A 17959-nucleotide genomic window follows, 5' to 3' on the forward strand; every position below is an offset into this window, starting at 1 on the left:
AGTATCTGAAGCCCCTCAGTCCCCCACTATAATCCGGGTGAGAGAAGGAGATACAGGCGAGTGTGATCACAGATAGCGTGGTAAGAAGCCACCTAAGTAGTGTGCCGGTGTGGCGGAATGGTAGACGCAAGGGACTTAAAATCCCTTATTCCATAAAGGAGTGTGCGGGTTCAAGTCCCGCCACCGGTAGTTCATATATTACCCATACAAAACAACCCTACGTTCTGTTAGGGGTGTCTTCTCCTGCAGGCTTCGCAGGGTCTCACGGAGGGAGTGGGATTCGAACCCACGAGGGCGTTTCGCCCCTCCGGTTTTCAAGACCGGCGCATTTAGCCACTCTGCCATCCCTCCAGCCATTTTTTGCAGCTCGTTTGAAATCATTATCTGCAGGAACGGCTTCCTGCACGACTTTCCTTTTAGAGGGGAACCAAGCAAAGAATTTTGACAGCATAGAAGCTTTTGTCTATAGAGGGTTGCCAGGGATAAGCTTGTGATAGTTATAGAGAGGTAGCTTGGGGGGATAAGAGGATCCTTCTGGCCAAATAAGCCAACCTGTTTATGAGAATCGGATTGATGTTTTCCGGACAAGGGGCTCAGACTGTCGGCATGGGGGAGGACATTTGTCAGGAATTCCCCAACGCCTTGATGCTATTCCAAAAGGCCGATTGTATCTTGGGATACCCACTCTCAAGGATTGCATTCAAAGGCCCAGCCGAGGAATTGATGCGAACCACTGTTTGCCAGCCCGCCCTCTATGTGCACGGACTGGCTCTCTTGGCAGCAGTGCGGAGCGCCGTTCCTCGTTTTCAAATTGCCGCTGCAGCAGGTCTATCGCTCGGTGAATTCACTGCTCATGCAGCTGCAGGGACGTTCGATTTTGAAACGGGTTTGAGATTGGTCTCACGGCGGGCAGGTTTCATGCGAGAGGCCTGCGAACGGACAAAAGGAAGGATGGCGGCGATAATTGGGGCCGAGGAGGATTCTGTTCGGGATTTAGCCGCTGTCGCGAATGTAGACATAGCTAATTTCAACTGTCCTGGCCAGATTATCCTCTCTGGTGCAGAGCCAAAAATGGCCCTCGCAATTTCCTTAGCCAAAAAGTACGGCGCTCGTAAAGTGGTGGCACTCCACGTAGACGGAGCCTTTCATTCTCGTTTAATGGAATCCGCCCGACAAAGCTTTCAAGATGAGTTACAATTTGTTCCCATGGACTCCCCATCTGTTCCAGTAGTTTGCAATGCAGATGCCCGTCCGGTTTTTGACCCCGAGGCTATCCGCTCCGCACTTGCTAAACAATTAGTGTCCAGTGTGCGTTGGATGCAGTCAGTTGAATGTCTACTAGATCATCTGCAGTGTAATCTTTTGCTAGAACTAGGCCCTGGTGATGTGCTAGCTAGTCTTGCGAAGCGCATCCGAAAGGGAACGCCTATGCTGAGTATTTATAATAGACTAAGCTTACAGAAGGCACTAGAAATCCTGGACTACTGCTCCTCTCCCTAAGAAGATATACCGTTGTCCGATGGAGCGGATTGCTAAGGTCGCCACATGCGCCAGTAAAGAGAACTTTCCTGCTGAGACGAGAGGCCGGAGATGCTTTGTACCATGCTCAAAAGGTGATAATCTTCCAGTTGCTGTCCCCCGGCTGGATCACTCACATTGGTCTTGCCCGAGACGTCCGGCGACTGCTCTTAGGGGAAGAGTTTATTATTATTGTACAGCCCCCAAACTTTTTGATCACTATAGACCCGGAACGGGAGGCTATGAAGGGCCTTACGAAAGGGGGCTGAACCCTCTTATTTGCCTCCCTTCAGTTTGAAGGGAGGTGTGTGCTAGAAGATAGGTCGCGTTGAGCTAGCTGGTGATTCTGGGGAGGGTACCACTCTCTTCCTTGGAATCCATGCGCTGCAGGATGTAAGTGACCTTATGTAGGAACTGCAGATCATCCAACTACCAAGTAGATAGAAGGATATCGCACAAGACACTGATGTGAGGAGTCATTGTCTAGTCCCCTTGTGTTGAAGGGTGCCTCCAGGAGCTGCATCCAGGAGCTGCACGATCCAAACCTCTTTTCTTTTTTCTGCTGTCTTCCTTGGCACTATTAGTCCCGCTTCACTAGGAAGGTAGAAAAGGAGGCAAGACTGCTTACTGGCAGGCATAGCTTCTATGCCGTGAAAGCCTGGAGCGGTCCTTGTACGGAGATAGCCCAGAGAAAATTCTTGCTCAAAAGATTCCCTCAAGCTAAAGGACAAGGGAACGGTTGAAGCTTTCTGTTCCAGTGTAGCTCAGCGGTAGAGCGACCGGCTGTTAACCGGTTGGCCGTAGGTTCGAATCCTACCACTGGAGCCAAGGCGAATACTCCTGCATTGCAGCGGAGAGATTAGCAAAGGCCATGCCGCTATCTTGTAGGATTGATTTTGGCAGTTCGGGCTTTCCGAGCCGGTAATTTTTAGTGATACAGGCTGCATCCCCTCACCTCATTCGTGAGATGTTTTCTTCCATAGCAGGCCGCTATGACATTGCTAACCATCTCTTGTGCTGCGGGCTAGACTATGTTTGGCGGAGGCGTGTGGCAAAAATAGTCAAGCAGTGGAATGCAAAGTGTATTCTAGACCTGGCGACAGGTAGCGGTGCCCTTGCGAAAGTCCTGCAAGAGACATGCCCAGGATCCAGAGTAGTTGGAATGGATTTCTGCCCTGCCATGCTGTTACAAGCTAAGAGAAAAGGGGTGTGTACGTTAGTGTGTGGAGATGCCACGGATATGCCGTTCCGATCTGGAACCTTTGACGTAATCACCGTGGCTTTTGGGCTACGCAACATGGGAAATTACCAAAGAGCTATTCAAGAAATGGCGCGAGTGCTATCCTGCGGGGGGGGGCTTTTTATTCTCGAATTTTCCATGCCAAAGAACTTATGTGTGCGGGCCCTCTATCGGATTTATCTGCATCATCTTCTCCCTACACTTGCCGCATGGGTAACCGGTCATAGGGAGGCTTATAAGTACTTGGGAGCATCTATTGAACGATTCCCTGGGGACCGGCTACTGTACTTTTTGGAAAAATATGGATTTCTAGAAACGCAGATTCAGCGATTATGTCTTGGTATTGTGAGTCTTTACGCGGCGCGAAGGAGCTAGTCTCCTACGATGGGATTCCTTGGGATTACTCAGTGAACTCCTCTTATCCTACACTTCTGTCCAGGCGATGGGTGCAGGAGGGCCACTAATCTATCTGGGCCTCTGCTTTGTGCCCATACGGAGGAGCATCAGCTACAATCGGATAGAAAATTGCTGTAGGTATGCATTCAGTCCGCTTTTTTCTCTAGGTTTCCTTGTGATGATCGGGCATCCTATAGGTCTCCTTGGGTTTTAGGTTGCGTACTATAACCCTCTACTGCAATTGCAACACATCAATCCTGCTCTTCCATATAATGCGCCTAGTACTTCTTTTTCTAGCTACCATTGTCTTCTCCTCCTTATCCGTCCAATCAAGGGAATTACCCCTCGGAATCAAGATTCCGATAGTTGATGGGTTTGATTACCCCGTAGCCAGTCCAAATGCTACAGGGTACTGCAAGTCGAGAGGATGGTCCAAGCGACATCCAGGAGAAGACTGGATCAGCCTATTAAAGAGTCCGAAGGCACTCTTAGGTGCCCCGGTCTATGCGATAGGAACTGGCAGGGTAGTGTTTGCAAGGAATGCTCCTGGAGGATGGGGCAACGTAGTTATTGTCCGGCATGCATTTCATGAGAACGGTAAGCTCTACTTGATTGATTCCTTTTATGCTCACCTCCGTCGAGTTCTAGTGCACGAAAGACAGCGTGTTGTCAAAGGGGAAAAAGTGGGAGAAATTGGAACCAATCGGGGTATGTATAGTCCACACCTACACTTCGAAATTCGAAAGAACTTGTTAATTGGAACCTGTCGGCTCAGATACGCAAGAACTCTCGATAACTATTACGTCCCGACAACCTTTATTGAGAAACATCGTAGACTCAAAAGACGAGGGCGGTACGTTAAAATGATAATGACGCGTTTTACGTTTCAGGATACGCTGCCACTTCCCATTGATGAGTCCAAAAGCCATCTAGGGAACGTCTTGGGAAAGCGTAGTAAAAAAGGGGGGGGAAGGGGGGCATTCTGTAGCCATCCAGGAGTTGCTCCTGGCTTAACCATTCGATAGTTTAAGGCTATAAAATTCCAAACTGTCCACTAATGCCAGCCAGCTAGCCTCGATAATGTTATCAGAAACTCCAACGGTACCCCAGGAATGATGTCCGTCTGTAGAAACAATCGATACCCTAGTCCTAGCGGCTGATCCTCGCGAGCTGTCCAAGATGCGTACCTTGTAATCGGTAAGTTGTATCCGATCAACCCATCCATAGAATGGACGTAGTGCCTTTCGAAGTGCCTTGTCCAGTGCTTCTACGGGTCCAACTCCCTCGCCTACGGTATGTTCAAGTGTAGCACCATTTCCAACGGAGAGTTTTACTGTCGCCTTGCAAGCCAGATGCATTTGAGTCTGAGCACAGTGGAAGGAGCAATGATATTCCTTTAGCTGAAAGAGTGGGTGGCGTTGACCTAAAACGTCACGCACCAAAAGTTCAAAAGAAGCGTCGGCCGACTCGAACTCGTATCCCTCTGCTTCCGCACTCTTAATACGGAGGAGGACTTCTTTGATTGTCTGGGATTCCTTGTGTAGATTGAGACCAATTCTTCTTGCTTTAAGCAGGACGTTGCTTCTTCCTGAGAGCTCAGAAACCAGGACATTCTGCTCATTGCCCACCAAGGAAGGCTTGATATGCTCGTAAGAGCACGCCAGCTTCTGAACTGCATTAACGTGCATGCCCCCCTTGTGGGTAAAGGCGGTAGCACCAACAAACGGTGCACGGATATTTGCAGGACAGTTTGCAAGTTCATCTACAAAAAGTGAAATATCCCGCAGCTCAGAGAGATTGCGCACCATAGGTAGTTTAAGTTTCAGCTGTAAATTAGCAATGAGACTCGTCAGGTTACAGTTCCCAATTCGCTCCCCATAGCCGTTGATAGTGCCTTGCACATGTACTGCACCAGCGCGTACGGCAGCAATGGAATTTGCTACAGCTAGTTCACAGTCATTGTGCGTGTGGATACCCACACGTCCAGGGAAAAACCTATTTACGGCACGAACCACTTCTTCAATTTCGTGCGGCAAAGTTCCCCCATTTGTGTCGCAAAGGACCAGCACATCAGCTTCACGGGCAGCTTCCAAAGTTCCCAACGCATGTTCTGGGTCATCCTTGTAGCCATCAAAAAAATGCTCTGCATCGTAGACTACTTCCCTGCGAAGGCGCTTAAAATAAGCCACGGTGTCCGAAATCATGGAGCGGTTTTCTAAGGGAGTAGTCCCCAGTACTTCAGTAACGTGAAGCTTCCAACTCTTCCCAAAAAAAGTAACCACGGGTGTGTTTGCGTCACGTAGGGTTTGTATTTGCAGATCTCGAGAAACGTCTGTGTTGGCACGGCGCGTACTCCCGAAGGCCGCGATCTTTGCCCTCTGCCAGGAGCGGCCCTGAGCCTCCCGAAAGAAACCCATATCTTTTACATTGGAACCTGGCCATCCACCTTCAATAACATCTATCCCGAATCTGGCCAGTCTCTCCGTAAGTCGTAATTTATCTAGAAGACTAAAGGAAACCCCCTGTCCCTGTACTCCATCCCGGAGAGTTGTATCGTAGAGGATAACTTTCTTTCTGCGCATAACACACGAACCCGCCGGGCCGGGAGCAATTTCTTTGCTAGGTATAAGCTTAGCTAAAAGTCCGCGATACTCAGGATATCCGCTTCATCTCTTCGGTGTCGGCCTCTCCGGCATCAGAAGGGTGGCAATAGGGAACAAATAGAGCGCCTCCAAGTTATCTTCCAGCTTTTTTGGATGAAAAGATACGCAGAGAGCAGAAAGACTGTGTTTCCTGCTAAGTTTACCTCAAGTAGCGTGTCATCAATTCCCATTGGTGTAAACCTACCGCTGCTATGGCAATGTACAATTACCCGATAGGCTGCGCCACTCATTAGATATCCAGGCAGGTGAAAGAGGTATCTAGCCATAAGAGAAGTGCCTACTATTTAGTGGAAATTCTAAAGAAGAGGCAGGCCCCTAGGGTAATAAACAAGAGATTAGGCAGCCATATTAACCAGTCGGGGTGTGCGCGCATATTTTCCTGAAAAGAACGAGCAGTAAGGATAAAAAGGAAGTAAAAAAATGCGATGGCCATGCTAAGCATGAAACCTACAGAAGTTTCTCGACGATGTGTAGTAATGCCAAGCGGAATAGCCACCAGGGTAAAAGCAATACAGGCAAGAGAAGTGGAAAATCTTCGGTTGATTTCTACTTTGACCTTGAGTGCCCTGCTTGGATCTGAAGCTATGCTTAAAGCCTGCTTAAGTTCATGCATGGTGGCAGAACTCAGTCGTCCTGTATTATCATGTCTCTTATAAAGTTTCTGAAGCGGTATTAGGAAAGTACCCTCAGCCAGACTGATCCCTTGGCAAACTTTCTGTATGTTCAAAGGGTCCGTAGCGTCGTGCTCTTCGAATTGGACCCCACGAAGTTTGAGCAGCAAACAGCTGTTAACTGGATCAGATTTCAACACGCCGTTTCTAGCGTGTACCATCTTAGTGGGGCGGTGGTTGTCGTCGACTTCAAACACAATGACGTTGGTCAACTGATTCTGCTGACGCCCCCCCACATAAATGCGATAGCCCGGAAATTGGTCCATGATGCCATTTGCACTGAAAAGAGAGCTCGGGTCATGAGTGGAAATCTTGAAGAGGCTAGCTAGCATTTTCTTCTCTGCAAGGGGAGCGAGGTCAACGCTAATCCAGCAGCAAATAGCAGTCAAGACGACCGCAAAGCAGAATACTGGAGCGGCAATTAGGGTAATGCTTACACCGCTTGCTTGTAGGGCGATTAGTTCATTTTCGGCGGAAATTCGTCCAAAAACCAAAAGGAGGCCGGTCAAAAGCCCCCAAGGGATGGTAAATGTAAGAGAAAACGGAAAGGCAAATAGTATGAAGGTTAAGACCGTCTGCACTGGTACAGCCCGATTAGTGAGTAGATCAAGCAATTCCTTGAAAATATTGCCCAGTATTAAAACTAGGCTAAGAGCTCCTACTGAGAAAACGGTGGCCACTAAAATAGATTTCCCAATATAACGCTCAATGATTCTCATGCGTTTGTGAAGCCTTGCTAGGTTTGTGCTTCGATCTTTTCCAATGAATCTTTGGTTATTTGGGCTATATGGGTTACCATGTTCTTTGGCTTTTTCCTCCTGCCGCCCCCTCAATACCATTCCCTTCTGGGAGGGAAGGGCACATCCCACGCTATCTACGCATGTAGTATGTCAGTATGTCGTCTGGGAATCCCCACAACCCGCTTTGAAAAAAAGAGAAACCCCCCTTATCCCCTTCGCACAGTCCTTCCTGGGTCTTCTGGGAGGTACGCTCTATCTCGACAAAAGCTTATCCCTAGCCAGGTAGCAAAGCCCCAAACAGCGCTGCCCCATCTGGCAGATGGAGAAAACGAAACGAAATGAAGGCTAGACCGAAAAAACTCAGAAGGTATAGCTCATCCCCAGCAAGAAACTGTGAGAAGTGATCTTAGTTCCCAGCTGTGGCACATAGTAAGCATAGCACCAAACGCTCTTCCCCAAGCTAGCACCTACCCCAGCGGTGGCAAAAATCATGTTCCTATTCCCCTTAATGCCTTGGTAGCTAAAGCAATAAGCCTTCCCATTGAGAGCATTACCATTATTAAATGCTGCCGCTACCATTTCTCCGTAGTCTAAAAATTCGTGCTGCCAGGCTAGTCCTAGCCTCGGTGCAATCTGATATCCGGTTGCCGTATCCCATACATAGGCAACAGTTGTCCCAATAGTGCTGATGAGTGAACCTACATCTTGTCTTTCTGAACGGACATTCAAATTTGCTCCCCCCGTTTCTTCCACACTAGAAACCAAGAGATACGTGTACTGCATTGAGCTACTTGTGCCAAACATCCACCTACCTAACTTGAACTCGTACCCAATCCCAATCTGAGAGGCTAACTCTCCGCTCCATGGATTACTTCGCATAGCCCACTGGTTATTGGCTGTTCCAAAAGTACGACGCAGAGTATGGTCATTGTGACCACCCCCTATGGTGGCATTAATGTAGAACCCATTCCAAGAGCTGGTGCCGTATATCCCATACTGGATCCCGTTACTATCATGAGAGCCGCGGTAGGAAGCAAAACTGTGCCTGGACCTCACCCCCTGATGGCCAACGTAGGCACCTATACTCGTTCTTTTGTTAAGGCGGTAGTCTCCGCCAGTAGAGAAGTGACCAGCGATTACACGCTGCCTGGGAAAACCATCAATGCTAGAAATACCCGAGAACATACCAGAAGCTGTGGCAAACGTGTTCCAATGATGAGAGGGGCCTGCACAGGCTTGACCTGCCTCCTGGCTTTCCTCGTAATCTTTCCTATAGTTAAGTGCATGATGTTGCAAAGGACTGGGCCTAATTCCACTCAGAGAAATGCCGCGTACCCCGGCCCGTATGCTCGCAAGACGATCGCTTATCCGCCTATAGTGCATATTGGTAGCGCTGAAGATAATATCTTTAATGCCGGCTACCTGCTGGGGAGCCACCACGTCTAAGTAATAACCCAACTCCTCTTTTGGAACGAATTCTAGATCCCACACGAGCCTCTCTAAATTGCTGCCACGATCGGTTGCCAGACCCTTATTTTGGACTATTTCATTGAAAAGCTTGGCAACGGACTTCTGGGCAGGAGTTTTTCCTGAAAATTGCTCTTGCTTTACCTCCATCGTAACACCCTCCTCATCGTGTCTCAGTTTTACCTGTAGGAGCCCCTGGAGTTTGACGTCCTTGAAGCGCCCTGAAAGATGCCCTCCAACATGGAGGAAATCATACTGCGCATTATTTGACGGGAAGTATCCTGATCTAAATTGAGGAAAAAGCACAGCGGCCTCCCCCAATTCAGCGTCGCCTGCAATCCATAAATTACCGTAGGAATCATCACTTGCGATTGGTAGGGCCAGAACGCCATCTGGTTCTTGCCTGTAATCCCGAGTATAAAAACTGGTAGGGGCACCTAAAAAATGCAGGTGCAGCACCCCGTTGTTAAGGATAGTTTTCCCCACTTGTCCATTTCCGTTTACAACTCCCCTCGGACGGATATAGACGCTGGAGCCCGCAAGTTTTGCCCTTAATGAAAGTACCCCCGACTTGACAATAGTGCTACCTGTATAGCTCTGTGGGGTATCGATATGTACCGCACCTTCTCTTCCTCTAATCTCCACATCGCCAAATCCAGTAATTTTTCCGTTAAAAGTACCATCGTGTTCTTGAAGAAACACCAACCTTCCTTCATTGTCGATGTTCCCCCTCAGGGAATCGGTAGGTCCGACTAATGCGCCGCTCAGGATTTTGGTACCTCCACTATAGGCATTGTCCCCCGTGAGGTACTGCTCGCCGTTGCCTACCTTAGTGAGGCTAATTTTGCCCTTGCTTTCTATGATGTCTCCGGCAAACAGACCACTCCCATTGGAGCTTCCTACTGTTAGTTTCACCTCTTTAGACAAGCTGTTGGTTACCGTGCTTTTCTTCTCCCCAAAAAGCCCGTTGACGGTGCTGTCGTAGCCAGCCAAGTCAAAAATACCTCCTGAGTCGAGCCCAACATTAGACCGCGGATCAATAGGTAAATTCATCTCTTGCCGCAGCAAGGTATTTTCTCCGATGTAGGTGAATCCTGTGTATTGCTGAGGGCATTGGAGATTTAGCACACCGGCTCCTCTAGAGCTAACTATGTTTAGCCCGCCCAGCCCTTGAAACTCACTAGTAAGTCTTATCTGGAACCCATTAGTGTCAATCGTCCCACCCCTCACGTTAAGAACCAAAGTTCTATTTCTGAATCCTCCAATGAAGTCATTGGAATCCCCCTTCGCTTGTATAGTGCCACCATTGAACTTTAGCACCTGATTCCCGTTGAGACCCTCCGTGCGTTTTATGGCGAGTATTCCTCCATCCAAAAGCAAGGCTGCATCTCCCGCCTGCAGGAATCCCAGCTGAACGGAGTTAGCATCTACCAAACCACCTGTGATATTTAGGACCCCTCTTGGACTGTCGGAAAAATCGACGAGCATCCTACTAAAAGTGATTCTGTCCGCCTTTACTCTCCCCCCATTGACCACCAATTCTCCTACCCCTCTCTCCTGACTAATGGATAAGTCTCCCCTCACTTCTACTTCTCCTCCACCGAATACCTTCAGGGAACCTGTCGAATCTTTAGAAGCTATAGACACAGATCCTGCATGCACCTTTCCTCCATTAATGTCGAGACAGCCTGTCGTGGTATTTAGGCTAATCTTCAAATCCCTTGCTATTGTCAGCTTTCCTCCAGGATCTACCTCCACCCTGCCATCTTTCCTGCTTCCAATAGATAGCCTATCAGCCTCAGCTATACCCCGGATATGTGCGCTTCCATAGTTCCCAATGTGCACCGTGCTACTGGCCGTTGGGACAGCTTTCCCCGCCCAACTATCTGGTGATTCCCAATCCGCAGCATGCACGTTCCAATGGCTCTCGTCTGCCCCAGCGATAGGACCCCACAATCCAAATACTGCAGTGGTTATAGCAGCAGCAGCAACAGCAATGGGATAAAAAAGCTCACAGCGCCGCATCATGTAGGGGCTTTTAGAGCCCTTAGAGCTCTTCTCTTGAGGTAGGAAATTCCGTGGGGAGAAGGACAGTACACGTTTCGTTGCAAAAGAGCCCCCCTCTAGCCTTTGGGAGAATGATTTCATGCGAGTGGAGTGGATTAGTCGTCTCTAGTTAGCTAGTTTTTTTTCTCGGAGCGATGAAGAGGTGTAGATCTCTTTCCCAACTTTCCGGCCTAGGAGGCCAAAATAGCCTGGAGGTGGGGGAGATCAGGGAATCACACGGATCATTCTTCTCATTCATTCTTCTTTTCTTATTCGTTACGCTCAAGCTTCTTCTCTTCTCTCATGTCATTTCCCGCATGTTCTACCCCCACTTGTTCTCTAGGTCACAGTGGATCTGGAACTAGCCCCAGTGTGGCTTTTTGCAATTTTGCAACAAGGTCTTCGTACTCCAACTCTACGTAAAAATAAACAAAAAGAGGGAAAAGGAAGAGGGTGCGTGTGTAGGCTAATGCGGTGTAGAAAGTCAAGCACAGTTTCTAGGATTGGGTTACTCAGGCCAAGCTTAGTTTTTACCGAGGGGCCCCAGTGAATAGCCACCGCTTCCAGGTTAAAAAGATATTGAAATGAGAAGAACAAGAACAGCACAGGTATTTTTTACTCAGACGTGGGGCCAGTTTTTCCTCGACTAGGATTGTCGAGGTAAGTAGTAGTGCCGTCGGTCAACTGCTAAAACAGCATTAGGGTATCAAGAAAGACGGAAGACTTAAGGGCGAGAGTTCCAACTTAGGGTGGACTTGCGCGCCCTCGGCTTTTTTTTTCTATTTTTCTGTGGGGAGATTGTTAGGTGTGGAACTTTTCGGAGTCATCCGGGAAGCCTCCAGGTCGTTGTTGCGCATTCTCTTTCTTATTATCCGCCAGCATGTGGTTACGCTGAGATCGGGGGGGTGTACTTGGGTTGCACCATCCTTAGGGCCCTCTTCTCCCAGATTATTCCTTAGAACTATTCCCTTGAAGGGCGTTGCCCCCGAGGCTATACCGTGCTGTAGATGCCTCTCCGCTCTAGGGAGAGATGACTTTTCCATGGCTGAGAATAAACACAACCATCACAACCATAGCAACAGCAAGGACAGTCGCAAACGACCTAACAACAATGGCAAGGAACCGCAAGTGAATTGGCGTGGCTTGCTCTTGGTGATGGTAGCTGTAGCTTTACTGGGGGGGGCTCTGTTAGTTCGAGGGGGAGCCTTTTCCCAGTCAGAGGGTATTACTAATTCTCGCTTTTACCAACTCCTCAAGGAGTCAAGAGTCGTTTCCACTCCTAGCCACCAGCTTGCCATCAACGTGGAAGAGGGAAGAAAGACAGAGACCATTGTTGGATTTTATCGAAGAGAACCAACTACCGGTTCCAATCATGGACTGCAGGCCTTTCATACCACAGCGTTTATTGCCTATGACGGTGATCAGCTGAAGCAAGCCCTCCAAGCGGCTGGGATCAAACCAAATATCCGGTCTCAATCTAACGCCTTGGCTAGCACGCTGATTAATGTAGTGCCGATCCTTTTGCTTTTTATTGCTATTTATTTTTTCTTCCGTTCCCAAATCAAAATGGCTGGAAGGGGGGCTCTAAGCTTTGGCAAGAGCAAGGCTCGTATGATGGCACGTGACAAAAACCGTGCCACCTTTAAAGATGTTGCTGGTATTGAAGAGGCGAAAGAAGATGTTTCCGAGTTGGTGGATTTTCTGAAGGATCCAAAAAAGTTTCAGAAGCTCGGCGGACGCATTCCAAAGGGCGTACTAATGGTAGGACCACCCGGTACAGGCAAGACTCTTCTGGCACGTGCCATCGCTGGAGAAGCAGAGGTACCTTTTTTTAGCATTAGTGGTTCAGACTTTGTTGAAATGTTTGTGGGAGTTGGGGCTTCTCGGGTACGGGACATGTTTGAGCAGGGAAAGAAAAATGCTCCTTGCCTGATGTTCATCGATGAAATCGATGCTGTCGGGCGTCATCGCGGCCACGGTTTAGGCGGTGGTCATGACGAACGGGAGCAAACCCTCAACCAGCTCCTTGTGGAGATGGATGGATTCGACACCCAAGATGGGGTTATTATCATAGCTGCCACTAATCGGCCTGATGTGCTCGACCCGGCTCTGCTGCGACCTGGGCGCTTCGATCGACAAGTCGTTGTTAGTCTCCCTGATGTCAAGGGAAGAGAAGAGATTCTTAGGGTGCATGCAAAAAAAGTCAAACTTGAGGAGTATGTAGACCTTTCTACTTTAGCCCGAGGCACGCCAGGTTACTCTGGTGCAGAGCTAGCTAACGTCGTCAATGAGGCAGCTCTCATGGCTGCTAGGAAGGGACTTCCAGCAGTCACTATGCGGGAGCTTGAGGAATCTCGTGACAAGGTACGGTGGGGAAAGGAACGTCGCAGCTTAGCCATGAGCGAGCGGGAAAAAATCTCCACTGCGTGGCATGAATCAGGACATGCTCTACTTAATGTTCTCCTAGAACATACCAGTCCGCTACACAAGGTTACCATCATCCCCCGTGGCCCTTATCTAGGTGCCACTATGCACCTTCCTGAGGGAGATAAGTATTCCACCCAACAAAAGGAGGCAACGGATTCCCTCGTTGTTATGATGGGTGGTCGTATTGCCGAGGAAATGTTTACAAACGATATTTCTAATGGCGCTGCTGGAGACATTAAGCAAGCAACCCAGTTGACTCGGAAGATGGTATGTGAATGGGGCATGAGTGATCTAGGAATGGTCCGTTACAGTGAGAATAGTGACTATGTCTTCTTTGCACGGGAAATGCTGCGCGGCCGTGAATACAGCGAAGATACCGCGAGGCAAATCGATTCGGAGGTCAAACGCATCATTAGTGATGCCTACGCGCGAGCCACTGCGGTTCTAAGAAAGAACAGGAGGAAGATCAAACTCATTGCCAGTGCTCTTCTAGAGTACGAAACCTTGAGTGCTATTCACGTCAAGGAAATCATCGAATTTGGCGAATTACGCAATCCCCCACTTATGGAGCAAAAACCACCTCCATTGCCTCCACCTCCGCCAACGACCCCATCCACACCAAGTGAAACTAACAAGGGAGGGCAGCGCGTCCCCCCGCAGGGAGGGCTTCCTGCTCCAGCTCCTGCTTGAGGGACCACTTGGCAACATGATGAAACTGTTTCTGTGGCAAACTTTGCCACCTCTCGAGGCCGGTCGTCTCCTTCGGGACAACAACCTTAGGAAGCCATAATAGAGTAGGAGATTTCTTCTGCCTTTTTGGGGCCCATGAGGAGGCTCACCAAAGTAAGACCAAAGTCGAGAGCGGTGCCCGCACCGCGGGATGTCACAATACGTTTATCTATCACCACGCGCTCCGCGGTGACGAAAGTGTAAGGCAATTCCCCGGAGAGAGAGAAGTGTGCCGTAAATCGGCGGTGCTCCAATAGCCCAGCATCAGAGAGAATCATTGGACCGGCACAAATAGCTGCAACCCAAGCTCCCCCTTTTTCGTAGGCAGCCGCTAGCTGCCGGGCGCGACCATCCTCCCGTAATCTAACAATCCCCCTCCGGCCACCTGGTATCATTAGAATATCAAATTGAGGCCTGCCCTCCACAGAGAGGGCTGGAGCAGTCTCTGAAAGAAGAGTGTCTGCCACTACCAAAATTCCGTTGCACCCCCTTACCTCTAGTTTCCTCTCCACCGTGGCAAGCACCACTTTACTGCCTGCACGCCTTAGCAAATCCACTGGTACCAAGGCCTCTATCTCTTCGAAACCACTAGCGAGCAGGCAAAAAACGGACGGCACTTTCGTAAACATCAGCAAATCTCCTAGAGATAGGGAAGCATATCCGGGACGCGTACGCTACACACCAATCCGTCATGACCTGCAGAGGCAACAACAAAGCACAAAACCCAAACGGAACCCCGCGCAAGGAGAACCCTGAAAGCGCTCCCTATAATCCTATAAGAGAAGGCTATAAGAAAAGGGTAGAACACCGCGCTAAATCATTAAATTATCGGCAAAGCTACGGTACAGGACAAGCCCTCTCAGCATGACATGGACAAGGAGACCCCTTCATAGAAAAGATCAGAAAGACCTCTCTTTGACCGCCATGGCAGACTTTCCTTTGCGCTTGCGTAAATAATAGAGCTTGGAACGATGCACACATCCCCTTCTTTCTACCTGGATCCTGGAAATCCTTGGAGAATGAAGTGAAAAGCTCTTTTCCACTCCTTCCCCAAAAGAAACGCGTCGTACGATAAAACTCGCGTTGAGCCCTATACCTCTCCGAGCAATAACGATACCAGAATAAACCTGGACACGCTCCTTCTCCCCTTCAATCACGCGTATGTGTACCTTGACACTATCCCCAACTGCAAAGGGAGTGACCTCTGACTTGAGCTGTTCCTTTTCAATTTCCTCGAAAAAAGCCATGATTGATATAGCCGGTAGGTTATGCTAGCAGCTAACCCTTTTTTCTTATAAAAGAAAAGACTAAACCTCCCTATGAAAGGGATGGCTGGCATAATTACCACGCATAGCCCTCTCCAGACTCAACCCGCCCCTTCCTTCGGCCTTGTTTCATTGATGAACTCGCTAGAGATGCAAATCGGATATAAGTTCCGAAATCCCCTCCTTCTGGTAGAAGCCCTCACCCACCCCAGTATTGCCACGGAACGCAAAAATTTTCCTTTCGATAATCAGCGACTGGAATTCCTTGGGGATTCAGTATTACAGCTTGTGGTTACCGAGCGCCTCTTTACTCTCTTTCCTAGCTCCAACGAGGGACGGCTCACTAAGTTACGAGCAGGGATGGTTTCGCGCAACAATCTTAAGGACTACGCAGCCGCACTTGGCCTTGGAAGACACCTTGTGATAGGTCACGGGGAAGACGTTAATGGAGGACGTACTCGTGCCTCAACTCTAGCTGATGCTTTTGAGTCTCTGGCTGGTGCAATTTATCTAGATGGGGGGCTGGAGCAAGTTCGGAAATTTATCCTCCAACAAATTCAGAGTGACTTTGAAAACAAACCTCTGCAAGATTCGGAAGAATCATCTAACCCCAAAGGCAAGTTGCAGGAGATCCTTCAGTCTATTTCTGCAACTATACCAGAGTATATCCTACTCAGCCAGAGCGGCCCGGAACACAGAAAATACTTTCAGTGTGGTGTGATGTGGGAAAGGCAAGAGCTTGGTCGGGGCACCGGGTACAGTAAGCAAATGGCGGAAAAAGCAGCCGCTAGCGCAGCACTAATCGATCGTGCTTGGGAGACTCCGCTGGCTTCTGCCTCCTAGAGATGGATAGCTTCTCACCAGAAACTATAGGAGCTATAGTGGGCGCGTTTCTACTTCTCTTCCATGTTGCAGCACTCTTGTTGAAAAAAGACTTCGGTAAATGGATGCAGAAATTTCCTCGGTCGAGGGGTTGGGGGAGCATTCTTCTATCGATGGCTGCTACATGGACCTTTCTTTTGGTAAGAAGGATGGACTTGGGTGAGTTTACTAACTTACGCACGATTGTGCTAGGTTCCGTGGCGGTTGCAGCATTACTCATCTGGCTCCTTTTACAGGAATTTTTGGCTGCGAGAAGCACGGGACTGCTTATTCTCTTAGCTGCCGATCCGGTTCTCAACGCTTGTATTCTTTGGCCAAAAAGTTATCGGTTGCCCCTTGTTGCCCTGACCTATATCTGCATCCTGTGTGCTCTTGTCTGGTCCAGCATGCCATTTCTGATGCGAGATCAAATTGCCTGGCTTACTGCCTCTTCCTGGCGTTGGAACATCGCTGCGGGAATTGGTGTTATTGTAGGATGCTGCATTTTGAGTGGCTCTCTCCTAAGAGTTTAAAAAAACCAAAGAGGACCACTCCATTATTTGCTTGTTAATTCCGTGCTGGTGGGGATGTTACCGGGTGGAGTTCCGTAACGGACATAAATTCAAGCAATTAGGCTTAGGAATCATAAACCCTGTTTCCTTCTGTAGGTTACCATTATGACCAACTGGAAAGACACCTACCTCACGATAGGGCACTCGCCGGACCCAGATGATGCTTTTATGTTCTACGCAATGGTTGAGGAAAAAATTGACCTAAGGGGCTACCATTTCCGGCATATTCTACGGGATATCGAGACACTCAATAGGCAGGCCGTGCTGGGAGAACTGCACGTTTCAGCAATTTCCATCCATGCCTATGCCCATCTAAGAGACCAATATCTGCTCCTCCCCATCGGAGCAAGCATGGGAGACGGCTACGGTCCTCTGTTGATTACCCACCACACACTTCCTGTCCCTTCCTTTTCCTCCGCAGATGATTGTAGAAAATGGCTTCTCAACCAACGTATTGCTGTCCCAGGACAGATGACCACTGCCTACTTGAGCACGCAGATTTTTTTAGGAGAATTCAAGCATATCGCTGTTCCTTTTGATGAAATTTTCTCCGCAGTAAAAAATGGAGAAGCAGATGTTGGCCTGCTTATTCACGAAGGCCAGCTCACTTATCTAAGGCGCGGCTTTAAAAAAATATTGAATCTGGGAGAATGGTGGAAATCCTATACGCAGCTCCCACTCCCCTTGGGAGGGAATGTGATCCGAAAAGACATTCCCCCCTTTGTCCAAAGGGACATTGTGGAGATTCTCGAGGAGAGTATTCGATACGGACTTCAGCATCCAAGCACTGCTATAGAACACAGTTTGCCCTACGCTCGTGGAATGGGATCGGAGCTTGCGCGTCAATTTATCGAGATGTACGTTAACGACTACACCCTTGGCTACGGTAGGAAGGGGCATCAGGCTATTGAGAGGCTTTTCTCCGAAGCGCACAGCAGAGGGATCGTGTCTCCCCTCGTTGTGCCGCGATATGCACTTACCTAGGGAGCGGAACTACTTATAATAAATGGAGTTCCCTGATCCGGGATGTGGGACTGTGGTCCCCTATTGGAACTAGACTGTGTATGGCTCAGGTATTCGGTTATGTTCCATGGTCCATAGTGAGCGGGAAATAGCTTGAGAAACAGGCGGTATCCAGAAACGTTCCCATTCTCACCTTTGGCATCATAATCCAAGGTACCGGCCAAGCCGAACGCACTAATGCCAGCAGTTGTGAAGACTTTTATCCAACTCCGCCTAGGCGTTTCGTTCTTACTTAGTCTCTGATTAAGGGTCCTAGATCCACAAAGAAATAAGTCAGCCAGCGCGCAGCAGAGGTCAGGGGGGTCTGTGTTAGAAGTGCACCGAGTCTCCCCCTCCCTACA

Annotated in this window: 12 protein-coding genes and 3 tRNA genes; 9 read left to right on the forward strand and 6 right to left on the reverse strand. The window is 49.0% G+C overall.

Features of this window, described 5'->3' with window-relative positions; translation table 11 throughout:
* Positions 1-103: 103 nt before the first annotated feature.
* Positions 104-189: transfer RNA gene (locus tag JMM79_01515), tRNA-Leu, on the forward strand.
* Between the two features lie 76 nt (positions 190-265).
* Here JMM79_01515 and JMM79_01520 read toward each other — a convergent pair.
* Positions 266-351 (reverse strand) — tRNA-Ser (locus tag JMM79_01520).
* Between the two features lie 207 nt (positions 352-558).
* Here JMM79_01520 and fabD point away from each other — a divergent pair.
* From fabD to JMM79_01540, 4 genes are all read left to right on the forward strand, one after another.
* Positions 559-1500 (forward strand): ACP S-malonyltransferase, encoded by a 942-nt coding sequence (fabD, locus tag JMM79_01525; protein QQY08628.1) that lies wholly within the window; start codon positions 559-561, stop codon positions 1498-1500.
* 771 nt (positions 1501-2271) lie between these two features.
* Positions 2272-2346 (forward strand) — tRNA-Asn (locus JMM79_01530).
* Positions 2347-2485: 139 nt separating this feature from the next.
* Positions 2486-3133 (forward strand): ubiquinone/menaquinone biosynthesis methyltransferase, encoded by a 648-nt coding sequence (locus JMM79_01535; protein QQY08743.1) that lies wholly within the window; start codon positions 2486-2488, stop codon positions 3131-3133.
* A 293-nt stretch (positions 3134-3426) separates the two neighbouring features.
* On the forward strand, positions 3427-4179 hold the full coding sequence (locus JMM79_01540) for a M23 family metallopeptidase (protein QQY08629.1): 753 nt from the start codon (positions 3427-3429) through the stop codon (positions 4177-4179).
* Here the strand turns inward: JMM79_01540 and JMM79_01545 are convergent.
* From JMM79_01545 to JMM79_01555, 3 genes are all read right to left on the reverse strand, one after another.
* Complete coding sequence (locus JMM79_01545; GenBank protein QQY08630.1) at positions 4165-5736, reverse strand: citramalate synthase; 1572 nt, start codon at positions 5734-5736, stop codon at positions 4165-4167. The two genes, JMM79_01540 and JMM79_01545, sit on opposite strands and share 15 nt — an antisense overlap.
* A 361-nt stretch (positions 5737-6097) precedes the next feature.
* On the reverse strand, positions 6098-7207 hold the full coding sequence (locus tag JMM79_01550) for an LptF/LptG family permease (GenBank protein ID QQY08631.1): 1110 nt from the start codon (positions 7205-7207) through the stop codon (positions 6098-6100).
* Positions 7208-7588: 381 nt separating this feature from the next.
* Positions 7589-10723: an autotransporter domain-containing protein gene (locus tag JMM79_01555; protein QQY08632.1), complete on the reverse strand. Its 3135-nt coding sequence runs from the start codon at positions 10721-10723 to the stop codon at positions 7589-7591.
* A 1173-nt stretch (positions 10724-11896) separates the two neighbouring features.
* On the opposite strand from JMM79_01555, the gene ftsH reads away from it, so the two are divergent.
* On the forward strand, positions 11897-13858 hold the full coding sequence (gene ftsH, locus JMM79_01560; GenBank protein QQY08744.1) for an ATP-dependent zinc metalloprotease FtsH: 1962 nt from the start codon (positions 11897-11899) through the stop codon (positions 13856-13858).
* Positions 13859-13944: 86 nt separating this feature from the next.
* Here the strand turns inward: ftsH and JMM79_01565 are convergent, their stop codons facing one another.
* Both JMM79_01565 and rplS read right to left on the reverse strand, forming a co-directional pair.
* Entirely contained in the window at positions 13945-14526 is a 582-nt protein-coding gene (locus JMM79_01565) for a DJ-1/PfpI family protein (GenBank protein ID QQY08633.1), read from the reverse strand.
* Between the two features lie 270 nt (positions 14527-14796).
* Positions 14797-15144 carry a 50S ribosomal protein L19 gene (gene rplS, locus JMM79_01570; protein ID QQY08634.1) on the reverse strand — a complete coding sequence of 116 codons (348 nt, stop codon included), beginning with the start codon at positions 15142-15144 and terminating at the stop codon, positions 14797-14799.
* Between the two features lie 153 nt (positions 15145-15297).
* On the opposite strand from rplS, the gene rnc reads away from it, so the two are divergent.
* From rnc to JMM79_01585, 3 genes are all read left to right on the forward strand, one after another.
* Positions 15298-16005, forward strand: a complete 708-nt coding sequence (gene rnc / locus JMM79_01575) for a ribonuclease III (protein QQY08745.1) — start codon at positions 15298-15300, stop codon at positions 16003-16005.
* A gap of 2 nt (positions 16006-16007) precedes the next feature.
* Positions 16008-16556: a hypothetical protein gene (locus JMM79_01580; GenBank protein QQY08635.1), complete on the forward strand. Its 549-nt coding sequence runs from the start codon at positions 16008-16010 to the stop codon at positions 16554-16556.
* A 144-nt stretch (positions 16557-16700) separates the two neighbouring features.
* The gene (locus tag JMM79_01585) at positions 16701-17579 is read left to right on the forward strand and encodes an ABC transporter substrate-binding protein (protein ID QQY08636.1); all 879 of its coding nucleotides are present in this window, start codon (positions 16701-16703) and stop codon (positions 17577-17579) included.
* The last annotated feature ends 380 nt before the right edge of the window (positions 17580-17959 follow it).

This window comes from Candidatus Xiphinematobacter sp., from assembly GCA_016766635.1.
Classification (GTDB): Bacteria; Verrucomicrobiota; Verrucomicrobiia; order Chthoniobacterales; family Xiphinematobacteraceae; genus Xiphinematobacter.

What these genes read in the sequence shown, in the direction of transcription:
- fabD (QQY08628.1), top strand. Translation starts at nt 559, where the DNA reads ATGAGAATCGGATTGATGTTTTCCGGACAAGGGGCTCAGACTGTCGGC.
- JMM79_01535 (QQY08743.1), top strand. Translation starts at nt 2,486, where the DNA reads ATGTTTTCTTCCATAGCAGGCCGCTATGACATTGCTAACCATCTCTTG.
- JMM79_01540 (QQY08629.1), top strand. Translation starts at nt 3,427, where the DNA reads ATGCGCCTAGTACTTCTTTTTCTAGCTACCATTGTCTTCTCCTCCTTA.
- JMM79_01545 (QQY08630.1), bottom strand. Translation starts at nt 5,736, where the DNA reads ATGCGCAGAAAGAAAGTTATCCTCTACGATACAACTCTCCGGGATGGA.
- JMM79_01550 (QQY08631.1), bottom strand. Translation starts at nt 7,207, where the DNA reads ATGAGAATCATTGAGCGTTATATTGGGAAATCTATTTTAGTGGCCACC.
- JMM79_01555 (QQY08632.1), bottom strand. Translation starts at nt 10,723, where the DNA reads ATGATGCGGCGCTGTGAGCTTTTTTATCCCATTGCTGTTGCTGCTGCT.
- ftsH (QQY08744.1), top strand. Translation starts at nt 11,897, where the DNA reads ATGGTAGCTGTAGCTTTACTGGGGGGGGCTCTGTTAGTTCGAGGGGGA.
- JMM79_01565 (QQY08633.1), bottom strand. Translation starts at nt 14,526, where the DNA reads ATGTTTACGAAAGTGCCGTCCGTTTTTTGCCTGCTCGCTAGTGGTTTC.
- rplS (QQY08634.1), bottom strand. Translation starts at nt 15,144, where the DNA reads ATGGCTTTTTTCGAGGAAATTGAAAAGGAACAGCTCAAGTCAGAGGTC.
- rnc (QQY08745.1), top strand. Translation starts at nt 15,298, where the DNA reads ATGAACTCGCTAGAGATGCAAATCGGATATAAGTTCCGAAATCCCCTC.
- JMM79_01580 (QQY08635.1), top strand. Translation starts at nt 16,008, where the DNA reads ATGGATAGCTTCTCACCAGAAACTATAGGAGCTATAGTGGGCGCGTTT.
- JMM79_01585 (QQY08636.1), top strand. Translation starts at nt 16,701, where the DNA reads ATGACCAACTGGAAAGACACCTACCTCACGATAGGGCACTCGCCGGAC.